This is a genomic window from Gordonia sp. 34D (genome assembly GCF_056682775.1).
Window position 1 is genome coordinate 628,021 of sequence record NZ_CM155293.1, and the last position, 23,320, is coordinate 651,340.

The following is a 23,320-nucleotide window of genomic DNA, read 5'->3' on the forward strand; positions in this document are numbered from 1 at the left end:
GGGCGGGACGGCGTTTATCGCCGACCCGCCCTCGCCTGTATTAAGGACCGAGTACGAGTGAGCTCAACAAGTGCACCAATGCGGACGTTAAGGCGAGCCGCAGCACTGTTCGTCGCCGTGGTGGCGGCGTTGACAGTCATCGTCAGCCCGCCTGCCACCGCGGATCCGGCCACCCGATCCGCGGATCAGCTGCTCGTCAAGTACAAATCACTGTCGGAAAATGCGGAGAAGACGGCCGAGGCGATGAACGCCGCACAGGTCGAGTACGACAAGCAGCGCAAGATCGTGTCCGTCGAGCGCAAGAAGGCGTCCGTCGCCGCGAAGCAGTTGGCTTCAATGCAGGGGCAGATTGATGCCGCCCAGCGCAAGGTCGATGCGCTCGCACGTGTTAGCTACCGCGGCGCCCGCGTTAACCGCCTGTACGCGATGCTCGTTAGTGACTCCCCGCAAAGCCTGCTCGACAATATGTCGGGACTGGAAGTGATGTCGCGCCAGAGCGCGGCAGATATCCGCAGTGTCATCAAGACCGCCCAGACCGCCAAGGTAGCTAAAGCTACTGCCGAAAAGACCGCAAACACCGCGACCCGGGCCATCAACGACTCAGAGAAGAAGCGGGGCGAACTGCAAGCCAAGCAGGCTGATCTGCAGATTGAAGCCGTCCAGATCCGCGCGATCTACCAGTCGATGACCGGCAAGCAGCTTGCGGCGCTCCGTGGTCCCCGCTACAAATTTGACCCCAAGTCGGTACCGAAGGGGACCTCGCCCCAACTGGTGGCGGTTCAGGCGGCGATCTCGCGAATCGGTGACCCCTACGTGTGGGGTGCAACCGGACCCAACCAATTCGACTGCTCGGGCCTCATGTTGTGGGCATACCAGCAGGCTGGCCGCACTATTCCGCGAACCAGCGAGGCACAGCTCGCAGGCGGAACCCCCGTGGGACGAGACCAGTTGAAGCCCGGCGACCTCGTGATTTACTACCCGGGTGCAACCCACGTTGGCATGTATGTCGGTGAGGGCTATGTGGTCCACGCGTCGACATTCGGAGTCCCCGTGGCCGTTGTTCCGCTCGATAAGGCGGGCCCGTACAACTCCGCGCGACGGTACTGAGTGCGAACACGTCGCGTTGCCTGCGTGGTGCCGGTGCTGCTGGCCTTCGCGTTCCCGCTCGCAGCCTGCGGCTCCGATGCCACTCCGGAATCATCGTCCTCAGAGACGGTAGCGACCACCCAACTGAATCCGTTTGAGCAGCAGCGGTACGACGGGGTGACCGCGCTCCTCGATCAACTCTCATCGACACTCCGCAACGGTGACCGAAGCGGGTTGGCGGAGTTGGTAGACGGGGCCGCACGTCCCGAGTTTCGTCAGCACCTGGAAGTGATTGCTGACAACTTTGCCGACGTCGAGAAGCCTGCGGGGCGCAAGCCCCAGCACTCGCCCGTGGCCGCTGGTCCGCTCAAGGTAAAAGAGTTCCGTTACCGGGTGGCACCGCAGAACGGCCCGGAGCACCTGCTTGCAGACGACTTTGTCGCAAAGCTGGAGGCCGAGGGCGCGACAGACACTTGGGTGACGCCGGTCGACCTCGACTACGCACTCGGTGGCGAAGCTGAGCCGGGGCTCGACGAGCCGACTGTCACCTTGCATGGCAGCCTCACGTTCGCTCGTTATGGCGACGACTGGAAGGTTGTTGGGGAAGGCGGGTTGGCCCCCGATCCGACGCAGGCCTCTCGGGAGAACCCCAAAGCGCCGGATGTGGGTGCCTGGGAGTTCCCGGGGCTCGCGGCGACCGACGTCAAAACCAGCGGCGGCACGTCAACAGTGCTGTTCTACCGTGGTGCCGAGAATGAGGCCGCGAAGGTCCGGCAGCTCCTGCCCGCAGCAGTGGACGAAGTGACCGCGTTCTGGGGTAAAGACTGGGTGAAGCGAGTCGCGGTCATCGCCACCGCAACCAACGAGCAGTTTGCGGCCCTTACCCGCACCCGTCCGGGTGACACCGCCGCAGCCGCTGCGGCCACCGTGTTCACCATGATCGACACCAGGGCGGGGCAGGTGGTCGGCCAGCGAATCGTGTTGACGCCCGCCGCCCGAGGACTCTCAAGCGAGGCCCTTGCTGTGGTACTTCGGCACGAGCTCACTCACGTGGCGTCCCGTCTGACGACCGCGTCAAGCGCCCCCTTGTGGCTCACCGAAGGCGTCCCAGAGTATGTGGGTCGCAAAGGGACGTACGGTGACCTGATCGATGCGGCACCAGAACTCGCGGCTGCCGTCGCCGGAGGCAGCGTGCCGAAGGCGCTGCCGTCGGACGGATCATTCTCCGTGGAGACCGATGCGGCGCGGGTGGCCTATCAGAGTGCTTGGTCGTTCGCGGCGTACGTTGGCAAGACCTACGGCGACGAGAAACTGAAGAAGATGTATGTCGGCGTCGGTAAGGGCGGCGACACCGCCACCACGGATGCGGCAATGAAGGCGTCGTTGGGCGTCGAGAAAGCCAAAGTCGTTGCCGATTGGCGCGCATGGCTCAAGAAGGAGGTCGGTAAGTGAGGCGTACCCTCCTGATCACCAATGACTTTCCGCCGCGGCCCGGTGGGATCCAGTCGTACTTGGAAAATCTGATTCGGTACTTACCGGCCGACGAGGTGATCGTCTACGCACCGAAGTGGAAAGGTAGTGAAGCCTACGATGCGGCCGCGCCCTTCGAGATTGTGCGGCATCCGACCAGCCTGATGCTACCCACTCCCGCTGTGGCCCGACGTGCAGCGAAATTGGTGCGTGACAACGACATTCGTACCGTTTGGTTTGGGGCAGCAGCACCCCTGGCAGTCTTGGCGCCCGCCATGCGTAGTGCGGGAGCGCGACATATCGTTGCGAGCACCCACGGACACGAAGTGGGATGGTCGATGCTGCCGGGGGCTCGACAGGTCTTGCGGTTTATCGGCAACAACACCGATGTCATCACCTACGTCAGTCGCTTCACTCGGCGACGATTCTCGGCGGCATTCGGCCGGGAAGCGGCCCTCGAGTACGTGTCGTGCGGGGTTGACGTCGACCGCTTTGCGCCAGACCCGAGCGCACGAGCCATGCTCCGCGATCGCTACGGTTTGGGCGACGCACCGACAGTTCTGTGCCTATCCCGGTTGGTGCCGCGCAAGGGGCAAGACGTGCTGATCGAGTCGTGGCCGAGGATCCGGGAAGCCGTCCCGGGGGCGCGACTGATGATCGTTGGCGGCGGACCCTACGCGGATACACTGCACGCCCTGGCGGAAAAGTACGAGGTGACAGACTCGGTGACCTTCACCGGGAGTGTCCCCGCTGAAGAACTTCCGATGCATCACGCGATGGCTGACGTCTTCGCGATGCCGACCCGGACGCGCGGTGGGGGCCTTGACGTGGAAGGCCTGGGAATCGTCTTTCTGGAGGCCTCCGCCAGCGGCGTCCCGGTGGTAGCCGGGAACTCTGGCGGCGCCCCGGAAACGGTGAAGGAAAACCTCACCGGCACCGTTGTTGACGGGCGCAAGCACGGCGAAGTTATTGAGGCCATCGTCGATCTTCTGACGCACCCGAAGATGGCGGCGACCATGGGCGAGAATGGTCGCGCGTGGGCGATTGCCAACTGGCAGTGGAGCCAACAGTCAGCCCGGCTTCAGCGTTTCCTCTAGCAAGTCGGCTTCCGCTTCTCATCCGAAGTTCCGCTTTTCTGTCACGATTCGACCAGAGCGTCACCGATCGTCACAGTTGGTGACGGTCTGGTCGGCGGGACGACAACGTTTCGTGACAGAAATGCGGAAAGCCGTGCCTCGGCACCCGGGAGGGGGCGAAGCACGGCTTTCGGGGGAGAGATCTACTTCTGGTAGAGCTTGGCGATATCGGCGGCCCACTTGTCAGCGACCACATTGCGCTTGACCTTCAAGGTCGGGGTTAGCTCGCCTGAGTCTTCGGTGAAGTCGGCAGGCAGAATGCGGAATTTCTTGATCGCCTCCGCATGCGAGACCGTCTCATTGGCACTGTCGATGGACGCCTGGACCTCGGCGATCAGGTCCGGATCGGTGGCGAGGTCGGCGACCGTTGCGTCGGCCGACTTGCCGTTGCGCGTCTTCCACGCCGGGAATGCTTCCGGGTCGATCGTGATCAACGCGGCGATGAACGGCTGCTGATCGCCGACGACGACCGCCTGCGAGACGATCGCGCTCGCCCGGATGACGTCTTCCATCGGTGCGGGGGAGACATTCTTGCCGCCCGCAGTGACGATGATCTCCTTCTTGCGGCCGGTAATACGGATGAATCCATCCTCGTCGAGGGTGCCCAAGTCGCCGGTGTGGAACCAGCCGTCGGTGATGGCTGCCGCCGTGGCCTCGTCGTTCTTCCAGTAGCCGGTAAAAACGACCTCGCCCGACAGCAGGATCTCGCCGTCGCTCCCAATGCGGACGGCGTTGCCGGGAATCGGGCGACCCACGGTTCCGACCTTCACATTGCCAGGCGTATTGACGGCGATGGCCGCAGTGGTCTCAGTGAGGCCGTAGCCCTCGTAGACGGGGATGCCGACGCCACTGAAGAAGTGGCCGAGTCGGGCACCGAGCGGTGCGCCGCCGGAGATCGCCATTTCGCACACGCCACCGAGCGCGGTGCGCAGCTTGCTGTAGACCAGCTTGTCGAAGATCGCGTGCTTGGCGCGCAACAGGAAGCCGACGTTGCCATTCTCCATGGCCGTCGAATATTCCACTGCCACGTCGGCGGCGAGATCGAAGATCTTGCCCTTACCGCCGTCGTGCGCGTTCTGGCGTGCCGAGTTGTACACCTTCTCAAACACGCGCGGCACCGAGAGGATCAGCGACGGCTTGAAGACCGCGAACGTCGGGAGCAGGTTCGCGATGTCGGCGGTGTAGCCGATTTCGACGCCAGCCTCCAGCGCCACCAGGTTGATCGCGCGGGCCAATACGTGCGCCATCGGCAAAAACAGGAGCAGGCGCTTGTCGTCGCCGAGCTTCGTGCTCATCGAGGTCTGAAGCACGCCAGCAATTTCGCCCAGCAAGTTGGAGTGGGTCAGCATGCAGCCCTTGGGGCGGCCGGTGGTTCCCGACGTGTAGATAAGGGTTGCCGGGCTCGACGCCAATAGCGTCCGACGCCGTGCGGTGACTTCGTCATCGGCGACGTCGACGCCGCGCTCGATGAGCAGGTCAATGAGGCCCTGTTCGCCCGGGACATCAATCTGGTGGACCTGAACCGAGCCGTCGATCACCTCAACCTCGTCGATGACCGCGCGATGCTTGGGAGTTTCGACAATGACGTGCTTGGCACCCGAATCGCGCATGATCCAGTCGATCTGCGGTGCGGAAGACGAATCGTAGATCGGGACCGAGATGGCACCGGCTGACCAGATCGCAAAGTCCAACAGGACCCATTCCAAACGCGTGGCCGAAACCAACGCCACGCGATCGCCAGCCTGCACTCCCGAAGCAATAAGCCCCTTGGCGAGTGCGGTGACCTGTGCGCCCACGTCAGCTGCTTTGACCGGCAGCCAGTCGTTGCCGGACTGGCGGCGGAAGATTGTCTTGTTGGGCGTCTTGTCGACAATGTCGAACAAGACGTCGGATGCGTTGCGTTGTTCGGGGATCTCGAACGCGGCGGGCGCGCGGTACTCGGCCATCTACTACACCTTCCCGAAGCGGAAAACTTCAGAATTACGTGAATCACTTGTGTGAGATCTTATCCCCGCACTGTCGGCTCGATTGCCCGAGTCGCCTTTGCCGGTCTCAGACCGCTTTCCAGCCGGTCGAGTTTCACCTGGCGGCACCGGTGTGTGAAGCTAGGACGGTGACGAGCATTCAGGTTGCCGACGAGATTTTCGTTGCTGCGGCACCGTCCCTGGCCGGCGGTGTCATCGGCGACCGCGCGCGGTGGCGTCAGTGGTGGCCCGACCTGCGACTGACGGTCGTAGAGGATCGCGAAAACCAAGGCGTCCGATGGACAGTGACGGGGCCGATTGAAGGCACCATGGAGATCTGGTGCGAAGAGTGCATGGACGGGTTCATCCTGCACTACTACCTGCACGCAGAGCCGGTTGCGCCGCTACCGGACGATCCCCGCACCCGCATGGACGAGGTCGCGGAGATGAACCGACTTCGGCGAATCGCGGGCAAAGACATGTCGTTCGAGGCGAAGTGGCTCCTGGAAGGCGAGCGTGAAGCTGGTTCGCCAGCGACCGGAGCAGTCAATGGCTGACCACACCGAGCAGTCGATTGTTATCAACGCCGACGTTGCTGAGATCCTCGCGGTGATTGCCGACTTTGATAACTACCCGCAGTGGGTGACGGCTGCTCGCGAGGTGGAAGTCCGTGAGCGCGACGCCCGTGGACGCGGGGTCCTCGTTCGATTTGTCTTGGACGCCGGCGTGCTCGCCGATACCTACGAACTTGCCTACGTGTGGGACGACGGCGACACGGCCGTTTCGTGGACGCTGGTCTCAAGTGACCTGCAGCGAGCCCAGAAAGGTAGTTACGTTCTTACCCAACAGGTTCCGGGATCGACCAAGGTGACTTACTCGCTGATGGTTGACCTGCAGATTCCGATGATTAGTCAGTTGAAGCGGCGCGCCGAAAAGGCCATCACCGAATCGGCGCTCGGCGACCTCAAGAAGAGGGTCGAAGGCTGATCGATCTAGCTCCCATCCACTTGTTGCTCGGACCGGGTGGTTCGGGCGTTTCCGTGTTAGCCGCTGCTGCGGCCCTGCATGACTCGGAGCGGCCAGGAGATCGAACCGCGCACTCGCCAGTTGGCGTGCAGTTGGGTACCGAAGGTGGCACCCTGCTGGTCTCGCTGGACTCGCGGTCGTACCTGCCCGAACGACTCGGGGTGATGCGGCTTCCCGGACAACCGGTGCCGGTGACCGCAAACGTGGACCTCCTTCAACTCGATTCCCTCGAGATCCTTGAAGCGGCCTGGCGCGATTTCACCGCCGCACTGACTGCAGTCGGCGGGGTAAAGCAAGTCCTTCCCCTGGTTGGGACTCTCGCTTCGATCGCTCCGGGAGAATTGACTTCCATGCCGGGGGCGCAAGAGTTCCTGGTGTTGCGGCAAATTCGCGATGCGGCAACGGCCGGTCGTTGGCAGCGAGTTGTTGTTGACCTTTCGGGCGTTGGTGATCCGTACGCCGTCTTGCGCTCGCCAATGGTTCTCTCTGCGGCGTTGGAACGGCTTTGGCCTCGCAATGCGCGGCTGGCTGAAGCCTCGGAAAAACCAACGGTCGCACAGTTGTCAGCGGCGCTGGAAGGCATCGACCGCGACTGCCACGATTTGACTGAACTGCTGACCGATCCCCACGGCGTGGCAGCGCATCTCGTGGTCGACGCGGGCGACCGGGGCGTGCGGGCAGCTGCCGATCATCTGGCAATCATCGATCTGATGGGCATCCCGTTGCGATCGGTGCTTGTCAATGCCGGGGTCGGTGGGCCGGGCAGCGTTGACGACGCCACAGCGGCGGTCGTTAATCTGCTGCACAATGACGAATCAGTCACGGTGACGGCAATCCCACGTGCGGCCAAGGGGCTTGATCGGTTGTCCCGAATCAACCGGATTGCCGTCGAACTGCCCAAGCCTGCGGGACGACCGCGGGGATCGGGAGCGCTGACCGTTGCGCACGTATCTGGCGAAGGTCTCGACAGCATCTTTGAAATGACCTGGAAGCAAGGACTGCCGGACCCGAACCGCCTCGAATTGGGTCGATCCGGCGACGAACTTCTCGTCACGGTGTCTGGCTTTCGCTATCCGGTCACGCTTCCGTCGGTGTTGCGTCGATGTGTGGTGACCGGAGCGGATTGGCACGATGGCACGCTGATCCTGCGGTTTGTCCCGGATGCGAGCGTGTGGCCCCAAAAGTCTGGCAAAACTGGCCGCTAACCAGCAGAGAGCACGCTGGTTGCCGCCATCGGCGATGAGATCTTTGGGCGTTACACTTGCCGCACCAGATGTTGTCCGAAGGGCAAGATGTGCGGACGGTCACGCGTCGCACGCCCACTACTTCCGAGTCGGCGGTGCACCCGGTACCGTCAAGCATCACCCGAACTTGAGCGATGAGGAATCGACAGACGATGACCGAGAGTCACAGCACTGCAGGGACCGCCGCCGGTGAGGCTGGCGATGCGATGCAGAATTTGCTCCTCGGTTTCGCCAATCAGATGGATCAACTGGCCGGGCTCATCTCGGGTACCGGAGTTCCGGCGTTGGACGCGACGCCGATCCCGGGCCTCATCGGTGAAGTCAGCGGACTGTTTTCCGAACTTAGCGACCTGGTGGCGCGGCTGTTGGCCGGTCTGATCGCCATCCTCGAGGCAGTCGTCGACATGCTGCGGGGCGATGGTGGATCCGCCGGGGCCGCCTCGACGAAGTTCGAGCCGATTTCGGTCAACATCACTCCCATGGGCCGCTAAATGACCAGCGGCCGGGTGGGCAATAGCGGTGGGGCACTGACCGTCGGCATCGATATCGGGGGCACCAGCGTCCGTGCGAGCGTCGTTGATGCACAGGGCCGCCAACTCGACACCCTGCGGACCGCGACGCCGCCGACAGCGGAGTCTTTGGAGTACTGCCTGCACCGACTGGTCGGAGAACTGCGTGACCGCTGGGCGGTGGACGCGGTTGGCCTGGCGATTGCCGGATTCCTGACACCGGACCGCCAGGTAGTGCGTTTTGCGCCGCACTTGGCGTGGCGTGAGGCGCGGGTTCCGGAAATCATGTCCGAGCGCATCGGGTTACCAGTTTTTGCCGAGCACGATGCGAACTCGGCGGCCATCGCCGAACTGCACTTCGGTGCTGCGGCCGGTGGCCACAACACGTTGGTCCTTTCGATCGGTACCGGCATTGGGGCCGGAATGATCATGGATGGGCAAATCTATCGAGGCAGTTTCGGTGTCGCCCCCGAGTTTGGTCACCTGACCGTCGTGCCAGACGGTCGTCCGTGCGGTTGCGGCAAACGTGGCTGCTGGGAGCGGTATTGCAGCGGCACCGCTCTCGTCGACACGGTGGTTGAACTGCTGGCCTCCCACGACTATCCGCGGAGCGTGCTCGCGGCCGAATCCGAAGCCGATCCCGGCTCGTTGACGGGTCGTCGCGTCGCCGCGGCCGCCGCGGACGGTGATCGCGCTGCCCTCGCCGCGTATGCGGACATGGCCAAATGGCTCGGTTACGGACTCGGAATGGTCGCGGACATTTTCGACCCGGATCTGATTGTGCTCGCCGGTGGCGTTGGCGCAGCGTCGGGCCAATTCTTAGACGACGCCCGCGAACACTATGCCGCCGCTGTCACCGGTGCCGGATATCGACAGTTGGCGCGCATTCGCGGTACTCAGCTGGGCGAAGCCGCGGGTGTGATTGGTGCCGCACAAGTGGCGAGGCAGGGACTGGCCGCACAGTTCGAGGGTGCACAGTAGAGTTGCACTTGCCCGGTAGTGAGGTAGTTGACCGGTGAATCAGTCGTTGGCCGCAGGTGGGCGGTTGAGCTGTTTGTGGATTTGTCGAATTTGAGGACGGGGAGCGTACATGTGGTACTGGCTGTTCAAATACATCCTGATGGGTCCGTTGCTACGCCTGATGGGGCGACCGCGCATCGAGGGTCTAGAGAATCTGCCGAAGTCTGGTCCCGCCCTCCTCGCGTCGAATCACTTGGCCGTCGTTGACAGCTTTTACCTGCCGCTAATGGCGCCGCGCCGCATCTATTTCCTAGCCAAGAGTGAGTACTTCACGGGAACGGGAATCAAGGGCGGATTCCAGCGGTGGTTCTTCACGGCGGCAGGCCAGATTCCGATCGACCGGTCGGGCGGTAGCGCTGCGGCCGGGGCACTTCTGGCAGGCAAGCGGGTCCTGGAGGATGGCGGACTACTGTGCCTCTATCCGGAAGGCACCCGTTCGCCCGATGGCAACCTGTACAAGGGCAAGACCGGGTTGGCGCGGATGGCACTGGAGACAGGCGTGCCCGTGCTGCCGATCGCCATGGTTGGTACCGATCGGATCAACCCGCCCGGAACAGTTCTCCCTCGACCGACCCGCATCACGGTGAAGATCGGTAAGCCGCTGGACTTCTCGCGCTATGAAGGGATGGCGGGAAACAGGTTCATTGAGCGGGCCGTTACCGATGAAATCATGTACTCGCTGATGCAGATGACCGGGCAGCAGTACGTCGACGTCTACGCGGCCAGCTTGAAGAATAAGGACGGCAGCGTCAAAGAACTCACGGATGCCGACAGCAAGCCGGGCGACGCCGCCTAACTTTGCGCTAGTTCCGGAGATTCTTCCGCAACGCGGGTTTGCCCGTCGTCGCTACCTTCCTCACAGGGCAATCGCCACAATGCCACCAGCAGCGCGATTCCCCACAGGGTGAACGAATTGCCAATCAGGTGCTCCCATGCGGCCCATCCGTGCTCGATCGGTGGCAGCAGTTGGAACACACCGATCGCAAAAATCAGTGCGCCAAGACCCGCAAGCGTGAAATAGGTGACGCGATATTTGGTTTCAGCTGACCGGTAGCCGATAACGAGGCACAACAGCAGCGACGGGATGCACCACACCCAGTGGTGGGCCCACGTTGTGGGGGAAACCAGTAGCCCCCAAACGGCAACGGCACAGGTCACCGCCATGGCGTTGACGCGACCGGTCATGGGCCCGTCGGCGAATGCCGTCACCGGACGTGCGCGCAGCACTGCCAGAAGGGCCAAGACGGTCACGGCCAAGCTTGAGGCGATCCACGCCACCTCGGCCGCACTGCCTTGGTCGCCGAACACGCGGAGCCAGGCCGCCATCAAGTTCTGATTGATTCGGCCCTCAGGCTGCCCGATGCGGGCGGTGTGGAACAGGGTGTCCGTCCAGTACGTCCGGGAGTCGTCGGGCATCCAGATCCACCCGACGGCCGCCGCGGCGATAAACGACGCCACGCCGACCGCGACTGACCGGAGCCGCCAAGCCACAAGAAACACCCCGAGAAATACCAGCGGCGTCAGTTTGATCGCCGCTGCCAGGCCGATCAGGATGCCTTGAGCTCGGCCGCGACCGATCCTGGGCACCACAAAAATATCGACGAGGATCATCGCCATCAAAACCACATTGATTTGACCGAACCCCAAAGTCATCCAAAACGGGTTAAACCAGATCGTCACCACCGACAGGGCGACGGCCAGCCACCATTGATTGTCCCGAGTGCCGATTTCGAGCACCTGCAACGACAACACCGTCACATAAACGAGCAAGCCTGCCGTGATCAGTGAGATGCCGATGCTCGCCACCGATAAGGGCATCGCACCCAGCGGGGTGAACAAGAGGGCGGCAAACGGGGGATAGGTGAACGGCAGCCAAATGCCGTCGGAGGTGAACGGCATCGAACCGTCGGCGTAGAGGCTGAAACCCTGGTGCCAAATCTGCCCACCGAGACGGTAAACATCCATGTCGAATCGGGTGCGCGTACCAAAGCTCGACGTAAACGGCACTCCCACAATCTGCAGAAGCGCCGATGCTGCGAACGCCGCCGCAATGGCGATCCGTGCCCCGACCCCTGGACGCCAGTTCCGTAGTTGGTTGGTGAGGCCGCCGGGCACCCGCTGCTCGGTCGGTCCGGGAGTCCGCAACTCGCCGTTCGTTGTCGACATGAGAGCCAGTATCCCTTGCCGGGTCGGCGAACCTCATCAGGCGCGGATAATCTAGAGGACGTGCGCTACTTCTACGACACCGAATTCATTGAAGACGGAACGACGATCGAGCTGGTGTCGATTGGGGTGGTTGCTGAAGACGGTCGCGAATACTACGCGGTGTCCACCGAGTTCGACCCGTCGCGCGCCGGTGATTGGGTTCGGACCAACGTCCTCGACAAGCTTCCGTCACCGGCGGACAAAGCCTGGCGCAGTCGTCGTGCCATCCGGGAAAGCCTTTACGACTTCCTCACCGAACCCGGCGACGGCGTCGAACTGTGGGCGTGGGTCGGTGCTTACGATCACGTCGTGGTGTGCCAGCTGTGGGGTTCGATGACCGAACTACCTCGCGAAATGCCCCGCTACACACGCGAACTGCGTCAGCACTGGGATGCTGCGGGCAACCCGGAACTGCCACCGACGCCACGGAACGCCCACGATGCGCTTGCCGACGCCAGGCACAATCTCGTCAAATGGCAAACCATCGAGGCCACGTTGCGCGTATAGCGGCGCAACAGTCTGGGCCTCCCGAGCACGCGGTGGCGTGATCGGGATAAGCTGGCACGGTGGTGAACTGGACCGTAGACGTGCCCCTGAACGAGCTTCCTGAGCTTCCGCCGCTTCCCGGAAGTCTCGCCGAGCAGTTCGACGACATGCTGGCTCGACCTGCCCTGCAGCAGCCGAGTTGGCCAGCCGACGAAGCGGACCGGATGCGGAAGGTCCTGGAGAGCGTGCCGCCGATCTGCATGCCGTCCGAGGTTGAGTCATTGGCGGAGCAACTCGCCGAGGTCGCTCACGGTCGGGCGTTCATGTTGCAGGGCGGTGACTGCGCCGAAACTTTCGCAGCCAACACCGAACCGCACATCAAGGGCAACATCCGCACGCTGCTCCAGATGGCTGTCGTGCTGACGTACGGTGCGAGCATGCCCGTCGTCAAGGTGGCGCGCATCGCCGGCCAGTACGCCAAGCCGCGGTCGTCGGACACTGACGCCCTGGGTTTGCTGTCGTACCGCGGCGACATGATCAACTCGTTGGAAGCGGACGAGCACGCCCGTGCGCACGATCCGTCGCGCCTGGTGCGCGCGTACGCGAACGCTGCCGCCGCCATGAACCTGGTGCGCGCGCTGACTGGTTCGGAAGCACGACTTTCGCACGTCCACAACTGGAACCGTGAGTTCGTCCGCACGTCGCCTGCCGGAGCCCGCTACGAGGCTCTCGCTGCCGAAATCGACCGCGGCCTGCGGTTCATGGATGCGTGCGGTGTTACCGACTCAAGCCTGGAGTCGGCATCGATTTACGCCTCGCACGAGGCCCTCGTTATGGACTACGAGCGCGCCATGCTGCGCCTAGCTAAGGATCCGAAGGGCGGCGAGGAGCCGGTCCTGTACGACCTGTCCGCGCATTACCTGTGGATTGGCGAACGCACCCGGCAACTCGACGGTGCCCACGTTGCACTCGCCAAGCTCATCAACAACCCGATCGGTGTCAAGATCGGGCCGACGACCACGCCCGAGATGGCTGTGGAATACGTTGAAACCCTCGATCCTCACAACATCCCCGGACGACTGACCTTGGTTTCGCGCATGGGCAATGGCAGCGTTCGCGACGTTCTTCCCGCGATCGTGCAGGCAGTCGAAGCAACTGGCCACAAGGTGATCTGGCAGTGCGATCCGATGCACGGCAACACCCACACCGCGTCGACCGGCTTCAAGACCCGTCACTTCGATCGTGTCGTCGACGAAGTTCAAGGTTTCTTCGAGGTGCACCGCGCCCTCGGCACCCACCCCGGCGGCATCCACGTCGAGCTGACCGGTGAAGACGTCACCGAATGCCTGGGTGGCGCGCAGGATATCTCCGACCTGGACCTGGAAGGCCGCTACGAAACCGCCTGCGATCCCCGTCTCAATACCCAGCAGTCGCTGGAATTGGCGTTCTTGGTCGCCGAGATGCTCCGCGGATAGATTCCCGGAGTACCACTGGTCAGGCGAGGCCGGAGCCGAAGGCCCAACCGACGGCACCCAGGCCGGCAGCGATGCAGGCAACGATCGTCAACCAGATAAGGGTCAGTAGGCGACCGTTCGGTGTGGCGTCCAATTCGTTGCCGTCTAAGACGTCGACGCCCTCGCTACCGTCCCAGTCGTCATCGCCATCCCAGTCGCCCCGATCCCAGTCGCTACCGTCCCGGTGATCGGGCCCGGAGTGGGAGTCGTTCCAGGCGGAGTCCCAGTTCGCGTCGTCGTGGGGTGCCGGTCTGGCGTCGAAGGCGGTCGCGGGTCGAGCGGGCACCTCGGCGGGCAGGGGGCGCACGGGGCGGGCGATTGCGGAAGTAACGCGCGCTGATGCCTGAGTGGGCGCGGGCACGGTGAAGGCAGGCAAATCTAATTCGTCGGCGGCGTCGAGGATGGCGTGCTGCATGTCGAAGCCGTCAACGTAGCGGGCGGCAGGGTCCCGTTCAGTCGCACGTAAGACGATGTCGTCGAATTGGGACGGGATTCCATCAATAAGGTCGCCGGGGGCAGGCACATCGAACGTGAGTCGCTGGTAGGCGAGCGCAAGCGGGGTGGACCCGCTGAACGGTTGCCGTCCGGTCAGGAGTTCAAACATCAGGACGCCAGCGGAGTACACGTCGCTGCGGGCGTCCACCTCCGTGGACGTGACCTGCTCCGGCGACAGATAGGCGGCGGTTCCGAGAATCACGCTTGCCGAAGTGACCCCGGCTTCGGCGACTGCCCGAACGAGCCCGAAATCAGCGACCTTGATGTCGCCGGTATCGGAGACAAGGACATTCTCGGGCTTGACGTCGCGGTGGACCAGGCCGGCTCGGTGCGCGGTGCCGAGGCCGCCGAGCATGCCGATCGCCACTGACGCAACCGCGTGGGGAGGCATGGGGCCGCGTTCGCGAAGCAGTTCGCGAATACTGCCACCGCGAACGAGTTCCATAACCAGGAAAGCGGTATCCCCGTCGACGCTTTGGTCGTACACGGCGACCAATCCCGGATGGCTCAACCCGGCGACGGCGCGGGCCTCAAACTGAAAGCGGCGCAGGAACAGGGGGTCGTTCGCGTAACGCGAATCCATCACCTTGATCGCGACCCGCCGGTGCAATCGCAGGTCAGTGCCCACATAGACCGAAGACATTCCGCCGCGAGCGATCGGAACATCGATCCGATAGCGCCGCTCCAGCACGCGGTTCAGCAGCGGGTCGTCGGGAGTGTTCACGATCATCGAATCTACCCGGTCGCCAGCAATGCGAGTGCACTCCCTGATCTGCACCCGCGCGCGTGTCGTGCGCCGGGATTGATCTGCTACGCGGGGGTTTGCTGCCTGCTAGTTTCCCAGCGTCAGTTAGTTTTCCGGCGTCGCCGCGCTGTACGCTCTTTGATTGTGGGTTCCCTTCCGCTTTCGATAGACATTCTTCCCGACGACGTCGTCGCGCTCGAACTCGACGATGCCGCAAAGCGCCTCGGCGTTTCCAGCAACCGGCTCCGAACGCTGATTCGCGACCACAACTTGCTGGCCGCATCGCGCGGTGGACGGCCGGTGATCCCCGAGGCATTCTTCGGTCCCGACGGACTGGCGAAGCATCTGGAGGGATTGGTGACCATCCTCCTCGACGGCGGTTTCACGCGTGATGAAGCACTCCGGTGGCTGTACACCAAGCAGGACGATCTCGGCCTGTATCCGGCCGATGCCCTGCACACCGACTCCGCGCGCGAAATGCTGCGCCGCGCACAGGCCGAAGCCTTCTAATCGTTGTCCGCCTGATCGTGACCCTGAACGGGAATTGATCGGCGGAGGTGTCAGCTGGGAAGGGAATTACTTAAGTCCGGTCACCAGCGACGCCGCGGCGTGGGCGAGTCTCCGAGGCATCGGCACGACCGCCCGACGGGAAAAGACATCTCCATCGAGACGCTCAATCTCCGTCAGGATTGCGCTGTACGACCGGGCGGCGGCGCGGATCGCCGGGCGCGTGCGGTGGGGCAGCGCTTCGATAGCTGGCGCAGCTCGCCGATATTGGTCCCGGTTCACCGCGATGAAGTGTTTGACGGCGCGTCGCACAGATGAATCAGCGTGGCCCGCAGCAGCATTCGCCATCAGTCGGGTGTCGTCGACCCCGAACGCGGCCAGCTGATCCGCGGGCAGATAGATCCGATCCCGAGCGGCGTCCTCGGCCACGTCGCGCAAGAAATTCGTCAGCTGGAACGCCTCGCCGAGGAGCTCGGCCCCGGCGGTGGTCTCGACATTGTCGCGATCCACACCGAGGATCGGTAGCAGTTGAATGCCGATCACCGCCGCGGACCCGTAGGTGTACTCGGCGAGCTCAGCAAAGCTGGCATACCGATTGCGGAACAGGGGGTGCCCGGGCAGGTCCATCCGCATCGACCGTCCGAAGTCGATAAAGGTGTCGGTCGGAATCGCGAACCGGCGGACTGAATCAGCGAGCGCGGCAACGACGTCGGCTTCGCCTGCGGGGAGGTCGATGTGGGCGTTGGCGTCGAATGCCGAAAAGAGCCCAGCTTCGAGGGCATCGAGTCGTGCGGTTTGGTCGGCGATGGTGATGCCGGGTGCTGGCTCGTCGACGATATCGTCGGCCAACCGGGCATAGGCATACAGCGCAAACACTGCACGCGCACCACCGCTTGGCAGCAACCGCGAAGCCAGGTAGTAGGTGCGACCCGCACGCCGGGTGATCGCTTCGGCCCGCTGATAGCCAGCTTCGACGTGGTCAACCATGGCGCAGGAGTGATCCGAAGTTCCTGAGTCGCAAGGGATCCGGCCGACGCAACGAAACGGCAGCGAGGGTTGCCAGAGCGATCGCCAGCAGGGTCTCGACGGGTTTGTAGAACAGAATCGAGTCGTCGGGTTGGAACACGATCAGATAGAACGTGCTGATTCCAACGACGACCTGCCGCACCCACATCGGTAGCACGAATGCCACCGCCAAGCAGGCGACCCACGTGTAGTACCAGGGAAGGGTTGACGGTTCGAGCAGGAGCAACGCGAGCATCGCCCACGCCATACCTGCCATGGCATCCCGCTCGTTACGACGTGATCGCCACCAGAGGTACACCAGGATTAACGCGAGGGCGGCGCTGCCGATGGCGCGTGTTACTTCGAGGACCGGTTGCAGGTTGAGCGCGGTCCACGGTGCCGCCACGTACGTGATGATGTGGCCAATAAAGATGGGAATGGTGAACGGATTGATGATGCGTGAGGCATACGACAGTCCGTTGGTCCACCCGATGCCGAGACCCAGGATCGCGGTAAAGGCACCGAAGACCGCTACTGGGATGGCACCGGTGGCGAAAAAGATGCCGATGCGATCCCGCCAGGTAATGGGTTCGCCAGAATAATGTGGGTCGGCTTCGCGTCGCTTCCGCAAATGGTCGAGCCAGATCCACATGATGAATGGAATAGCGATTCCGGCGGTGATCTTGACCGATAGCGCGAGACCGAGGGTTAGGAGTCCGGCGACATGTTGTCCACGGAGGGCGAGGGCGACGCCGGCGGCCAGGAACCCCATCATCAGTAGTTCGAGGTGCGGCCCGGCGACGAGATGCAGCAGCAGCATCGGGTTCAGGAGCACGAGCCACAGTCCCAGGCGCCTGCTGGCGCCAAAATGCTCGGCGATTCGCGGAACCGCCCACATGGTGAGCAGGAGTCCGGGTAGGAGGGCAACGCGGATCAGGAACACACCCGCGAAAACGTTGTCGCCGGTAATCCCCACAATGCCGCGAAGTAGGAGCATGAACCCGGGACTGTAGGGCGAGGTTGTGGGTGCCCAGATTTGCGCCATCGAATCGACGATGGGCCCCGGATGGTGCGCGGGACCGTCGGTGTACGGGTCGAAGCCCTCCATGAGGACTGTCGCTTGGCCGAGGTATGCGTACACGTCCCGACTGAAGGTCGGGATGGCCACCATCAGCGGGGCTGTCCACGCGCCGATGGTCACCATGGTGGCGCGCAGGCTCATTCGCTGGTGATCGCGACCGATCTGTACCCAGGCGATCACCATCAGTGCGACGCCCGTCCAGAACGCCATGCCGGACAGCGTCTTGCCGTGCCCATACGTCATCGGTTCCAAACCGAGATTGGCGAGTGTCGGGTTGTTCCGTGGCACATCCGACAGCCCGTAACTGCCAGCCACAACGAACAGCACCCCTAGGAAACCGAGGCACGCGTCGGGGTAGCGGCTCAGAAAAATCCCCACCCCGGCCCTCGCTCCAGTCGCCGAATCGGCCCCCATCGCCTGTTTTGCCCCAGGGGTCACCATTTCAGTCATTTTCGCCTCCCCGACGATGCGAGGTAGGTGTTGACTCGCTGTGCGGCGAGTCCGCCGGAAATGACGACGGGCGGAATGCCCACGCCGGGGACGGTCGCGCTACCGCCAATGACCAGGTTGGGGGTACCCGGCCACACGTTCGGCGTTCGCAGCGGACCGGTTTGCATCACGGTGTGAGCGACCGAGAAGGGGGTGCCCGCCGGTAAGCCGTCCCGCAACCAGGTGCCCGGGTGATCGATGCGGAGCGGGCGTAGCTCGGCGATTCCGCGGTATCCGCGGTCCTCCAGGGTGTTGAGAACGTCGGCGGCGTACGGTCGGGCCAGTTCGTCCCATGCGAGGGGGGCCGAGTCGAGATTAGGGGTTGGTGCCAGCACCGACACCGACTCAAGACCATTGGCGGTAAAGGTGGTCGGATCGGTGACCGCCGACCGAGTCAGCAGGAATGAGCCGTCGCCCATCACGCGGCCGGGGCGGCCGGTCAGGTCGGCGAACGTTTGCGTCCACGCTTGGCCGAAGTCAAGGGTGTGGTGCCCGGATCGCCACTGATCGGTGACGCTGACGGGCAGTACCCCGTGGACGACTACTGCACTCGGTGAGTAGCGCAATCGTCGGCGACGTCGGTCGTCGCGCAAGAGCTCGGCGATCGGTTCGCGTTCGCCGGTCGCGACGATGGCATCGGCGGCTATCGCTTCCCCGTCGATCATGACGCCGGAGGCGGTCCCGTCGCTACGCTGCAGGATTCGCTTCACGCGGGTGCCGTAGTCGATGTGCACGCCAGCGTCGACCAGCGCATCGGCGAGGACTCGTCCAATACGACCCATACCGCCAGCGGGTGCCGATAGGCCTCGCCCGATGTCCATGTCGGCGATGATGGCGTAGATGGCGCGTGCCCGGTGCGGTGGCACTCCGGCATAAAGCGCTTGGAAGGTGAAGGCGCGCTGCAGTCGGGGATCGGTGGCGAAACGCCCGACTCCGGCGGTGAGCCCACCCAGGGCTCGTAGCTTCACCAATTGTGCCGCCGATGCCCGAGTGGGGGCACCGATGAGGTCGCGGAAACCGCCATAGTTGCGGTCGATAAATGTGTCGAACTCCGCGTCGTAGACGCGGCGCAACCATGTCAGGAGGTCGCGCGTCCCTGCGGCTGCTTCGGGACCGAAAGCCGTGGCGACGGCATCGGGAATGTCGGCACTTTCGCGGGGGATCTCCAACGACGAGCCATCGGCGTAATTCATGACGTAGCTCGGTTCGACGGGCGACAATGCCAGTCGTCGATGTGCGTCGTCGCGGGTCACTCCGATGGCCTCGAGTGCCTCCACGATGAGTTCGGGCATGGTGAGAACCGTTGCGCCGGTATCGAATTGGTGGCCGTCGATGGTTTCGGTTCGGACTAGTCCGCCGGGGGTGTCGGTGGCCTCAAATATCCGCACCTCATGGCCCGCGCCACGGAGGCGGGCAGCCGCGGTCAACCCTGCCAGCCCGGCACCAATCACCGCTACCTGTGCGCTCATCGCAATCACCGCTGCCGGTGCGTAATGCGGTGGGCCATCGCAACCAGATCGGTGCGGGCGGTATCGCTGACGTCGAGGGCATCGATTCCGCTCAGTGCCGCGCTCAGCCGCGCGTCGATCTGCCGTTCCACCTCGGCAAGCGCGCCGGAATCGACCAGCACGCCGCGGGCGGCGGCGATCTCATCGGCCGAGAGTTCACGCCCGATGTGCGACCGCAAGAGCTCAGCACCCTCGGCCGACGTTCGCTGCAGGCCCTCCGCCAGTAAGGCGGTGCGCTTGCCTTCGATGAGATCATCGCCGGAAGGCTTCCCGGTTTCGTCGGGATCACCAAAGACGCCAAGCACATCGTCGCGGAGTTGGAACGCCACTCCCAGGTCGATTCCGATGCGGCGCAGGGCGGTAAGAACGGACTCGCCGGCACCGGCGAGGGCGGCTCCGATCTGCAGCGGACGGGCCACCGTGTACGCCGCTGTTTTGTACTCCATCACGCGGTACGCGGCGGTCACCGATTCATCGCCCGACGACTCATTGGTGATGTCGAGCAACTGCCCGCCGAGAACCTCGGTGCGCATCTGCGACCACAGGACGCCGACCGGTCGTGGGAGCGGTTCCAGCTGTGCCCAACCGTTGGGGTTTGGCCCAATGCCGTGGACGAGGTCGTCGGCCCAAGCGAGGGCGAGATCGCCGAGGAGGATCGCCGCCGACACCCCGTAATGCGCTGCGTCACCGGCAAATCCGCGCGCCACGTGGGTGGCCTCGAACTGGCGATGGACGGTTGGCTGGCCGCGTCGAGTATCAGAACGGTCGAGGATGTCGTCGTGGATTAGGGCACACGCCTGGATCAACTCGATGGCCGCACCCAGTCGCAGCGCCATTTCTTCGGTATTGCCAACAGTTCCCGTGCCAGGGGGCGGGCCGCACTGCCACCCGGCGAAGACGAACAGCGGTCGCACACGCTTACCGCCAGACAACACAAAGTCGGCGAGCACATCGCCGGCCTCGGCGACGACGGGATAGATGGCGTCGATCGTCGAGCGATTGGAAGCGAAAAACTCCGCCAGCACCTCGTCGACGGCGGCGGGTACCTGCGCAATGTTGACCACGACAGGCAAGGTTACCGGTCGTGCCTGAGTACCGGCCGTCGCATCTGGTGGTAGTCGGCCACTTTCCGGTGTCCGTATAGTTGCGGAGGTGACCGATTCGATCCTCAACGGCCCCGACGCCCGCGCCAACGCGGCAACCTCGGTGGTCGAGCGCCTCGCGGCCCCGCATTCCGGGCCCGTGCCTTTTTCCGTGGAGTTCTTTCCGCCGCGCAATGCGGAGGAAGAGACCCGCCTGTGGCGTGCGGTTCGAGTGTTTGAACGAATGAACCCGGCGTTTGCCTCCATGACTTATGGGGCCGGAGGCACCACCCGCGACCGCACCGTGCGGATCGCGGGCGAACTCGCAACCGAAACTACGCTGCTGACCGTCGCGCACCTCACGGCGGTCAACCACAGCATCGACGAGTTACGTGCGCTGGTGGGTGCCTATGCAGACAAGGGCATCGTCAATCTGCTGGCCCTTCGTGGCGACCCGCCGGGCGATCCGCTCGGCGAATGGGTCAAGCACCCGCAGGGCGTCTCATACGCGGAAGAACTGGTCAGTTTGATTGCCGAACTCGGTGATTTCCATGTCGGCGTTGCATCGTTCCCCGAAGGACATCACCGCGCACCGAACCTGGCCGCCGATACCGGCAACCTGGTGCGCAAACTGCGCGCGGGTGCCGAGTACTCGGTGACGCAGATGTTCTTTGACGTCGACGACTACTTGCGCTTGCGCGATCGCGTTATCGCCGCGGACCCGGAACAGGGCGAAAAGCCGCTGATCCCGGGAATGATGCCGATCACGTCGTTGAAGTCAGCACGACGGATGACTGAACTCTCGGGCAGCACCATCCCCCGAGCAGTCGAGGAGCGGCTCGCCAAGGCCGCAGGCGATGGTCCCGAAGAGAACCGCGAATACGTGCGCGCTGTCGGTATTGACCTCTGCACGGAGGCCTCCGAGCGGCTCATCGCCGAGGGAGTGCCGGGGCTTCACTTCTGCACCCTGAATTTTGCGAAGGCGAGTTGCGAAGTTCTCGAACGGATTGGTGTCGACACCCGAGGGGCACTCACCGCAGTTTAGAGTCGTGCCGCCTAGCTTGGTGCTGTCGAGAGTGGTGCCGACTAGTGCGGCGCGCGTTCATCGTTCGATCCGGCTTTGGCTTTAACCGCCGCAGCGTCGGCACCGACGGTTTTTGACTCGGCGGCGTTCTTGGCCGTGCCAACTTTTGCGGTGTCCTGCTTCCAGAATGCGAGGTTGCGGCGAGCGGGGCGACCGGGGCGTGGCGTCCGGTCGCGACTTTGGTAGGCAGCATAGGCCACCATCGCGACGACGATCGCGCACAGGAGCCACATGAACCAAGCCCAACTCGACACGGCTGCGGTGGCTGGATCGGGGTATTCCGCGTCGGCCTGCATGTCGATGTTTTGACCCGCGGGCGGCGTCCACGAGACTGCGGTGTCCGCGATCTGGCGGCCGTTGGTGGCAATGACTTCGCCGCCGAACGAGACTGTCAGGGCGAAGTACACCGAATTCGGCTCCAAGCCAGCCAGCGATGCCGAGCCGCGGAAGCGGACGATGTCGGCACTGCGCTGGGACTTCAGTGTCACAGTTGCCGCGGGATCAGGGAGGGCCGCGGCGATGATGTCGCCGAGCTGACTGAACTGGCCTGCCGTCAGCCGATCAAAAGTGAGTTCCGAGCCGATCTTGCCTTCTGGGGTTGACACCGGTTGACCATCGGGTGCCGTCGTGGTGGAAGGCGGTGCCGGGGGTGTCGTCGAATCGGTGGCCGCTGGATAGTCCGCGGCCCACACCTGTCCACTGAGCGAAGCGGGAATATCGAACGCTGGCTTTTGCGGATGCTGATCCGGTGATGCCGCAATGATGACGGTGCCCGAGAACTGGTCGCCGACGGTCGTCGACTTCGTCAGGCAACCGGTCAACAGTGGGATCATCGCCAACAATCCCAGAATCAGCATGCACGTGCGGCGGATCAGTTTCACTGCCTCATCGTGCCAGACGAAACGTCGTCTTCGGCGGCAGGCGCACCGAGGGGGAGTGCGCGCCCGAGGAAAGCAAATGGTCGGGCATCGCCGACAAAGTTGAAGTAGCGAAGCACATCACCGAACCCAAGGCGGCGGTAAAGGCCCCAGGCGCGGTTCTCTTCTCCAGGCACCTCCGGCGTGGATAGCAGCACCTTGGCTTCGGAGCGATCGTGCAGGAGTGCGGTGAGCAGACGTTCGCCTACCCCTCGGCCCTGCGCCACCGGGTGCACATGCAGTTCGGTGAGCTCAAAGTAGTCGCGGAGATACTCGCGAGCCTCGGCCGGTGCCATGCCCGCGCGCATCAGACCCGAATACAACTGGCGATGCCACCACTGATCGGGTGCTCCTCGGTAACCGTAGGTGACGCCGATGAGTACCTCGCGGTCACCGGTTGCCAGGGGCGGTCGTACACGCAAGTGGGAGAAGGTGGGGCGCAGCGAGTCGAGGGCCGAGATCGTCGCGAATGCGCCATAGGCCACCCAGTCGGGGCGCGCGATGTGGTCCCGCCAGAGAGGCACGCGGGAGGTTTCGCTGCCGCGCGGATAGTGCATTGCGGTGACGTAGACGTGCACTGCCGGATCGAGCCACAGATGCGCTAACTCTGGGGAAAGCCGAGCGATGCGGATCGAGGACACACCAGATGACGTCATCGTGGTTCCTCTCTTCCGGTGACGCGCGGGCAGTAAGGAGGATATCGGTACTTGCCGCCGCGCTTGCATTCCGGCTATCGTGAAGACTATC

General features: G+C 63.6%; 22 protein-coding genes. 13 read left to right on the forward strand and 9 right to left on the reverse strand.

What is annotated here, in order from left to right:
• Positions 1–78: 78 nt before the first annotated feature.
• The 3 genes from AC1L34_RS02900 to AC1L34_RS02910 are packed head-to-tail and all read left to right on the forward strand — an operon-like array spanning position 79 to position 3,653.
• Entirely contained in the window at positions 79–1,107 is a 1,029-nt protein-coding gene (locus AC1L34_RS02900; RefSeq protein ID WP_424297240.1) for a C40 family peptidase, read from the forward strand.
• Positions 1,108–2,538: a peptidase MA family metallohydrolase gene (locus AC1L34_RS02905; protein WP_424297205.1), complete on the forward strand. Its 1,431-nt coding sequence runs from the start codon at positions 1,108–1,110 to the stop codon at positions 2,536–2,538.
• A complete protein-coding gene (locus AC1L34_RS02910; protein WP_424297206.1) occupies positions 2,535–3,653 on the forward strand; it encodes a glycosyltransferase family 4 protein in 1,119 nt (372 codons plus the stop codon). Before AC1L34_RS02905 ends, AC1L34_RS02910 begins: the two co-directional genes overlap by 4 nt.
• A 182-nt stretch (positions 3,654–3,835) precedes the next feature.
• On the opposite strand, the gene AC1L34_RS02915 is transcribed toward AC1L34_RS02910, so the two are convergent.
• Positions 3,836–5,638: an AMP-dependent synthetase/ligase gene (locus tag AC1L34_RS02915; protein WP_424297208.1), complete on the reverse strand. Its 1,803-nt coding sequence runs from the start codon at positions 5,636–5,638 to the stop codon at positions 3,836–3,838.
• Between the two features lie 167 nt (positions 5,639–5,805).
• Between AC1L34_RS02915 and AC1L34_RS02920 the strand changes: the two genes are divergently transcribed.
• The 6 genes from AC1L34_RS02920 (at position 5,806) to AC1L34_RS02945 (ending at position 10,251) form a co-directional block, all read left to right on the forward strand.
• Positions 5,806–6,213: a hypothetical protein gene (locus tag AC1L34_RS02920; protein WP_424297210.1), complete on the forward strand. Its 408-nt coding sequence runs from the start codon at positions 5,806–5,808 to the stop codon at positions 6,211–6,213.
• Positions 6,206–6,643 (forward strand): SRPBCC family protein, encoded by a 438-nt coding sequence (locus tag AC1L34_RS02925; protein WP_424297242.1) that lies wholly within the window; start codon positions 6,206–6,208, stop codon positions 6,641–6,643. Before AC1L34_RS02920 ends, AC1L34_RS02925 begins: the two co-directional genes overlap by 8 nt.
• A 20-nt stretch (positions 6,644–6,663) precedes the next feature.
• A complete protein-coding gene (locus AC1L34_RS02930; RefSeq protein ID WP_424297212.1) occupies positions 6,664–7,887 on the forward strand; it encodes an ArsA family ATPase in 1,224 nt (407 codons plus the stop codon).
• Positions 7,888–8,078: 191 nt separating this feature from the next.
• Positions 8,079–8,417: a hypothetical protein gene (locus AC1L34_RS02935; protein ID WP_424297214.1), complete on the forward strand. Its 339-nt coding sequence runs from the start codon at positions 8,079–8,081 to the stop codon at positions 8,415–8,417.
• Positions 8,418–9,416: an ROK family protein gene (locus AC1L34_RS02940; protein WP_424297215.1), complete on the forward strand. Its 999-nt coding sequence runs from the start codon at positions 8,418–8,420 to the stop codon at positions 9,414–9,416.
• Between the two features lie 109 nt (positions 9,417–9,525).
• A complete protein-coding gene (locus AC1L34_RS02945) occupies positions 9,526–10,251 on the forward strand; it encodes a lysophospholipid acyltransferase family protein (protein ID WP_424297217.1) in 726 nt (241 codons plus the stop codon).
• Here the strand turns inward: AC1L34_RS02945 and AC1L34_RS02950 are convergent.
• Positions 10,248–11,621, reverse strand: a complete 1,374-nt coding sequence (locus tag AC1L34_RS02950) for a glycosyltransferase 87 family protein (protein WP_424325366.1) — start codon at positions 11,619–11,621, stop codon at positions 10,248–10,250. The genes AC1L34_RS02945 and AC1L34_RS02950 overlap by 4 nt on opposite strands.
• A 60-nt stretch (positions 11,622–11,681) precedes the next feature.
• Here AC1L34_RS02950 and AC1L34_RS02955 point away from each other — a divergent pair, with 60 nt between their 5' ends.
• The gene (locus AC1L34_RS02955) at positions 11,682–12,167 is read left to right on the forward strand and encodes a polyadenylate-specific 3'-exoribonuclease AS (protein WP_424297220.1); all 486 of its coding nucleotides are present in this window, start codon (positions 11,682–11,684) and stop codon (positions 12,165–12,167) included.
• Between the two features lie 59 nt (positions 12,168–12,226).
• Positions 12,227–13,621, forward strand: coding sequence for a class II 3-deoxy-7-phosphoheptulonate synthase (locus tag AC1L34_RS02960; protein ID WP_424297222.1), 1,395 nt, complete (start codon positions 12,227–12,229; stop codon positions 13,619–13,621).
• Between the two features lie 19 nt (positions 13,622–13,640).
• Here the strand turns inward: AC1L34_RS02960 and AC1L34_RS02965 are convergent, their stop codons facing one another.
• The gene (locus tag AC1L34_RS02965) at positions 13,641–14,879 is read right to left on the reverse strand and encodes a protein kinase domain-containing protein (RefSeq protein ID WP_424322240.1); all 1,239 of its coding nucleotides are present in this window, start codon (positions 14,877–14,879) and stop codon (positions 13,641–13,643) included.
• Positions 14,880–15,044: 165 nt separating this feature from the next.
• Between AC1L34_RS02965 and AC1L34_RS02970 the strand changes: the two genes are divergently transcribed.
• Positions 15,045–15,410, forward strand: coding sequence for an Rv2175c family DNA-binding protein (locus AC1L34_RS02970; RefSeq protein WP_424297225.1), 366 nt, complete (start codon positions 15,045–15,047; stop codon positions 15,408–15,410).
• A gap of 66 nt (positions 15,411–15,476) precedes the next feature.
• Here AC1L34_RS02970 and AC1L34_RS02975 read toward each other — a convergent pair whose 3' ends face one another.
• From AC1L34_RS02975 to AC1L34_RS02990, 4 genes are read right to left on the reverse strand one after another with little or no spacing between them, the layout of a single operon-like run.
• On the reverse strand, positions 15,477–16,394 hold the full coding sequence (locus AC1L34_RS02975; RefSeq protein WP_424322239.1) for a phytoene/squalene synthase family protein: 918 nt from the start codon (positions 16,392–16,394) through the stop codon (positions 15,477–15,479).
• A complete protein-coding gene (gene mptB / locus AC1L34_RS02980; protein WP_424322238.1) occupies positions 16,387–17,943 on the reverse strand; it encodes a polyprenol phosphomannose-dependent alpha 1,6 mannosyltransferase MptB in 1,557 nt (518 codons plus the stop codon). Before mptB ends, AC1L34_RS02975 begins: the two co-directional genes overlap by 8 nt.
• Positions 17,940–19,451: a phytoene desaturase family protein gene (gene crtI / locus AC1L34_RS02985; protein WP_480035090.1), complete on the reverse strand. Its 1,512-nt coding sequence runs from the start codon at positions 19,449–19,451 to the stop codon at positions 17,940–17,942. The genes mptB and crtI overlap by 4 nt, the downstream gene beginning before the upstream one ends.
• 5 nt (positions 19,452–19,456) lie before the next feature.
• Positions 19,457–20,554, reverse strand: coding sequence for a polyprenyl synthetase family protein (locus AC1L34_RS02990; protein ID WP_480035091.1), 1,098 nt, complete (start codon positions 20,552–20,554; stop codon positions 19,457–19,459).
• A gap of 88 nt (positions 20,555–20,642) precedes the next feature.
• On the opposite strand from AC1L34_RS02990, the gene AC1L34_RS02995 reads away from it, so the two are divergent.
• A complete protein-coding gene (locus AC1L34_RS02995; RefSeq protein WP_424297234.1) occupies positions 20,643–21,617 on the forward strand; it encodes a methylenetetrahydrofolate reductase in 975 nt (324 codons plus the stop codon).
• 41 nt (positions 21,618–21,658) lie between these two features.
• Here the strand turns inward: AC1L34_RS02995 and AC1L34_RS03000 are convergent, their stop codons facing one another.
• Complete coding sequence (locus tag AC1L34_RS03000) at positions 21,659–22,537, reverse strand: LppM family (lipo)protein (RefSeq protein ID WP_424297236.1); 879 nt, start codon at positions 22,535–22,537, stop codon at positions 21,659–21,661.
• Positions 22,534–23,229, reverse strand: coding sequence for a GNAT family N-acetyltransferase (locus AC1L34_RS03005; protein ID WP_424297238.1), 696 nt, complete (start codon positions 23,227–23,229; stop codon positions 22,534–22,536). The genes AC1L34_RS03000 and AC1L34_RS03005 overlap by 4 nt, the downstream gene beginning before the upstream one ends.
• Between the last annotated feature and the right edge of the window lie 91 nt (positions 23,230–23,320).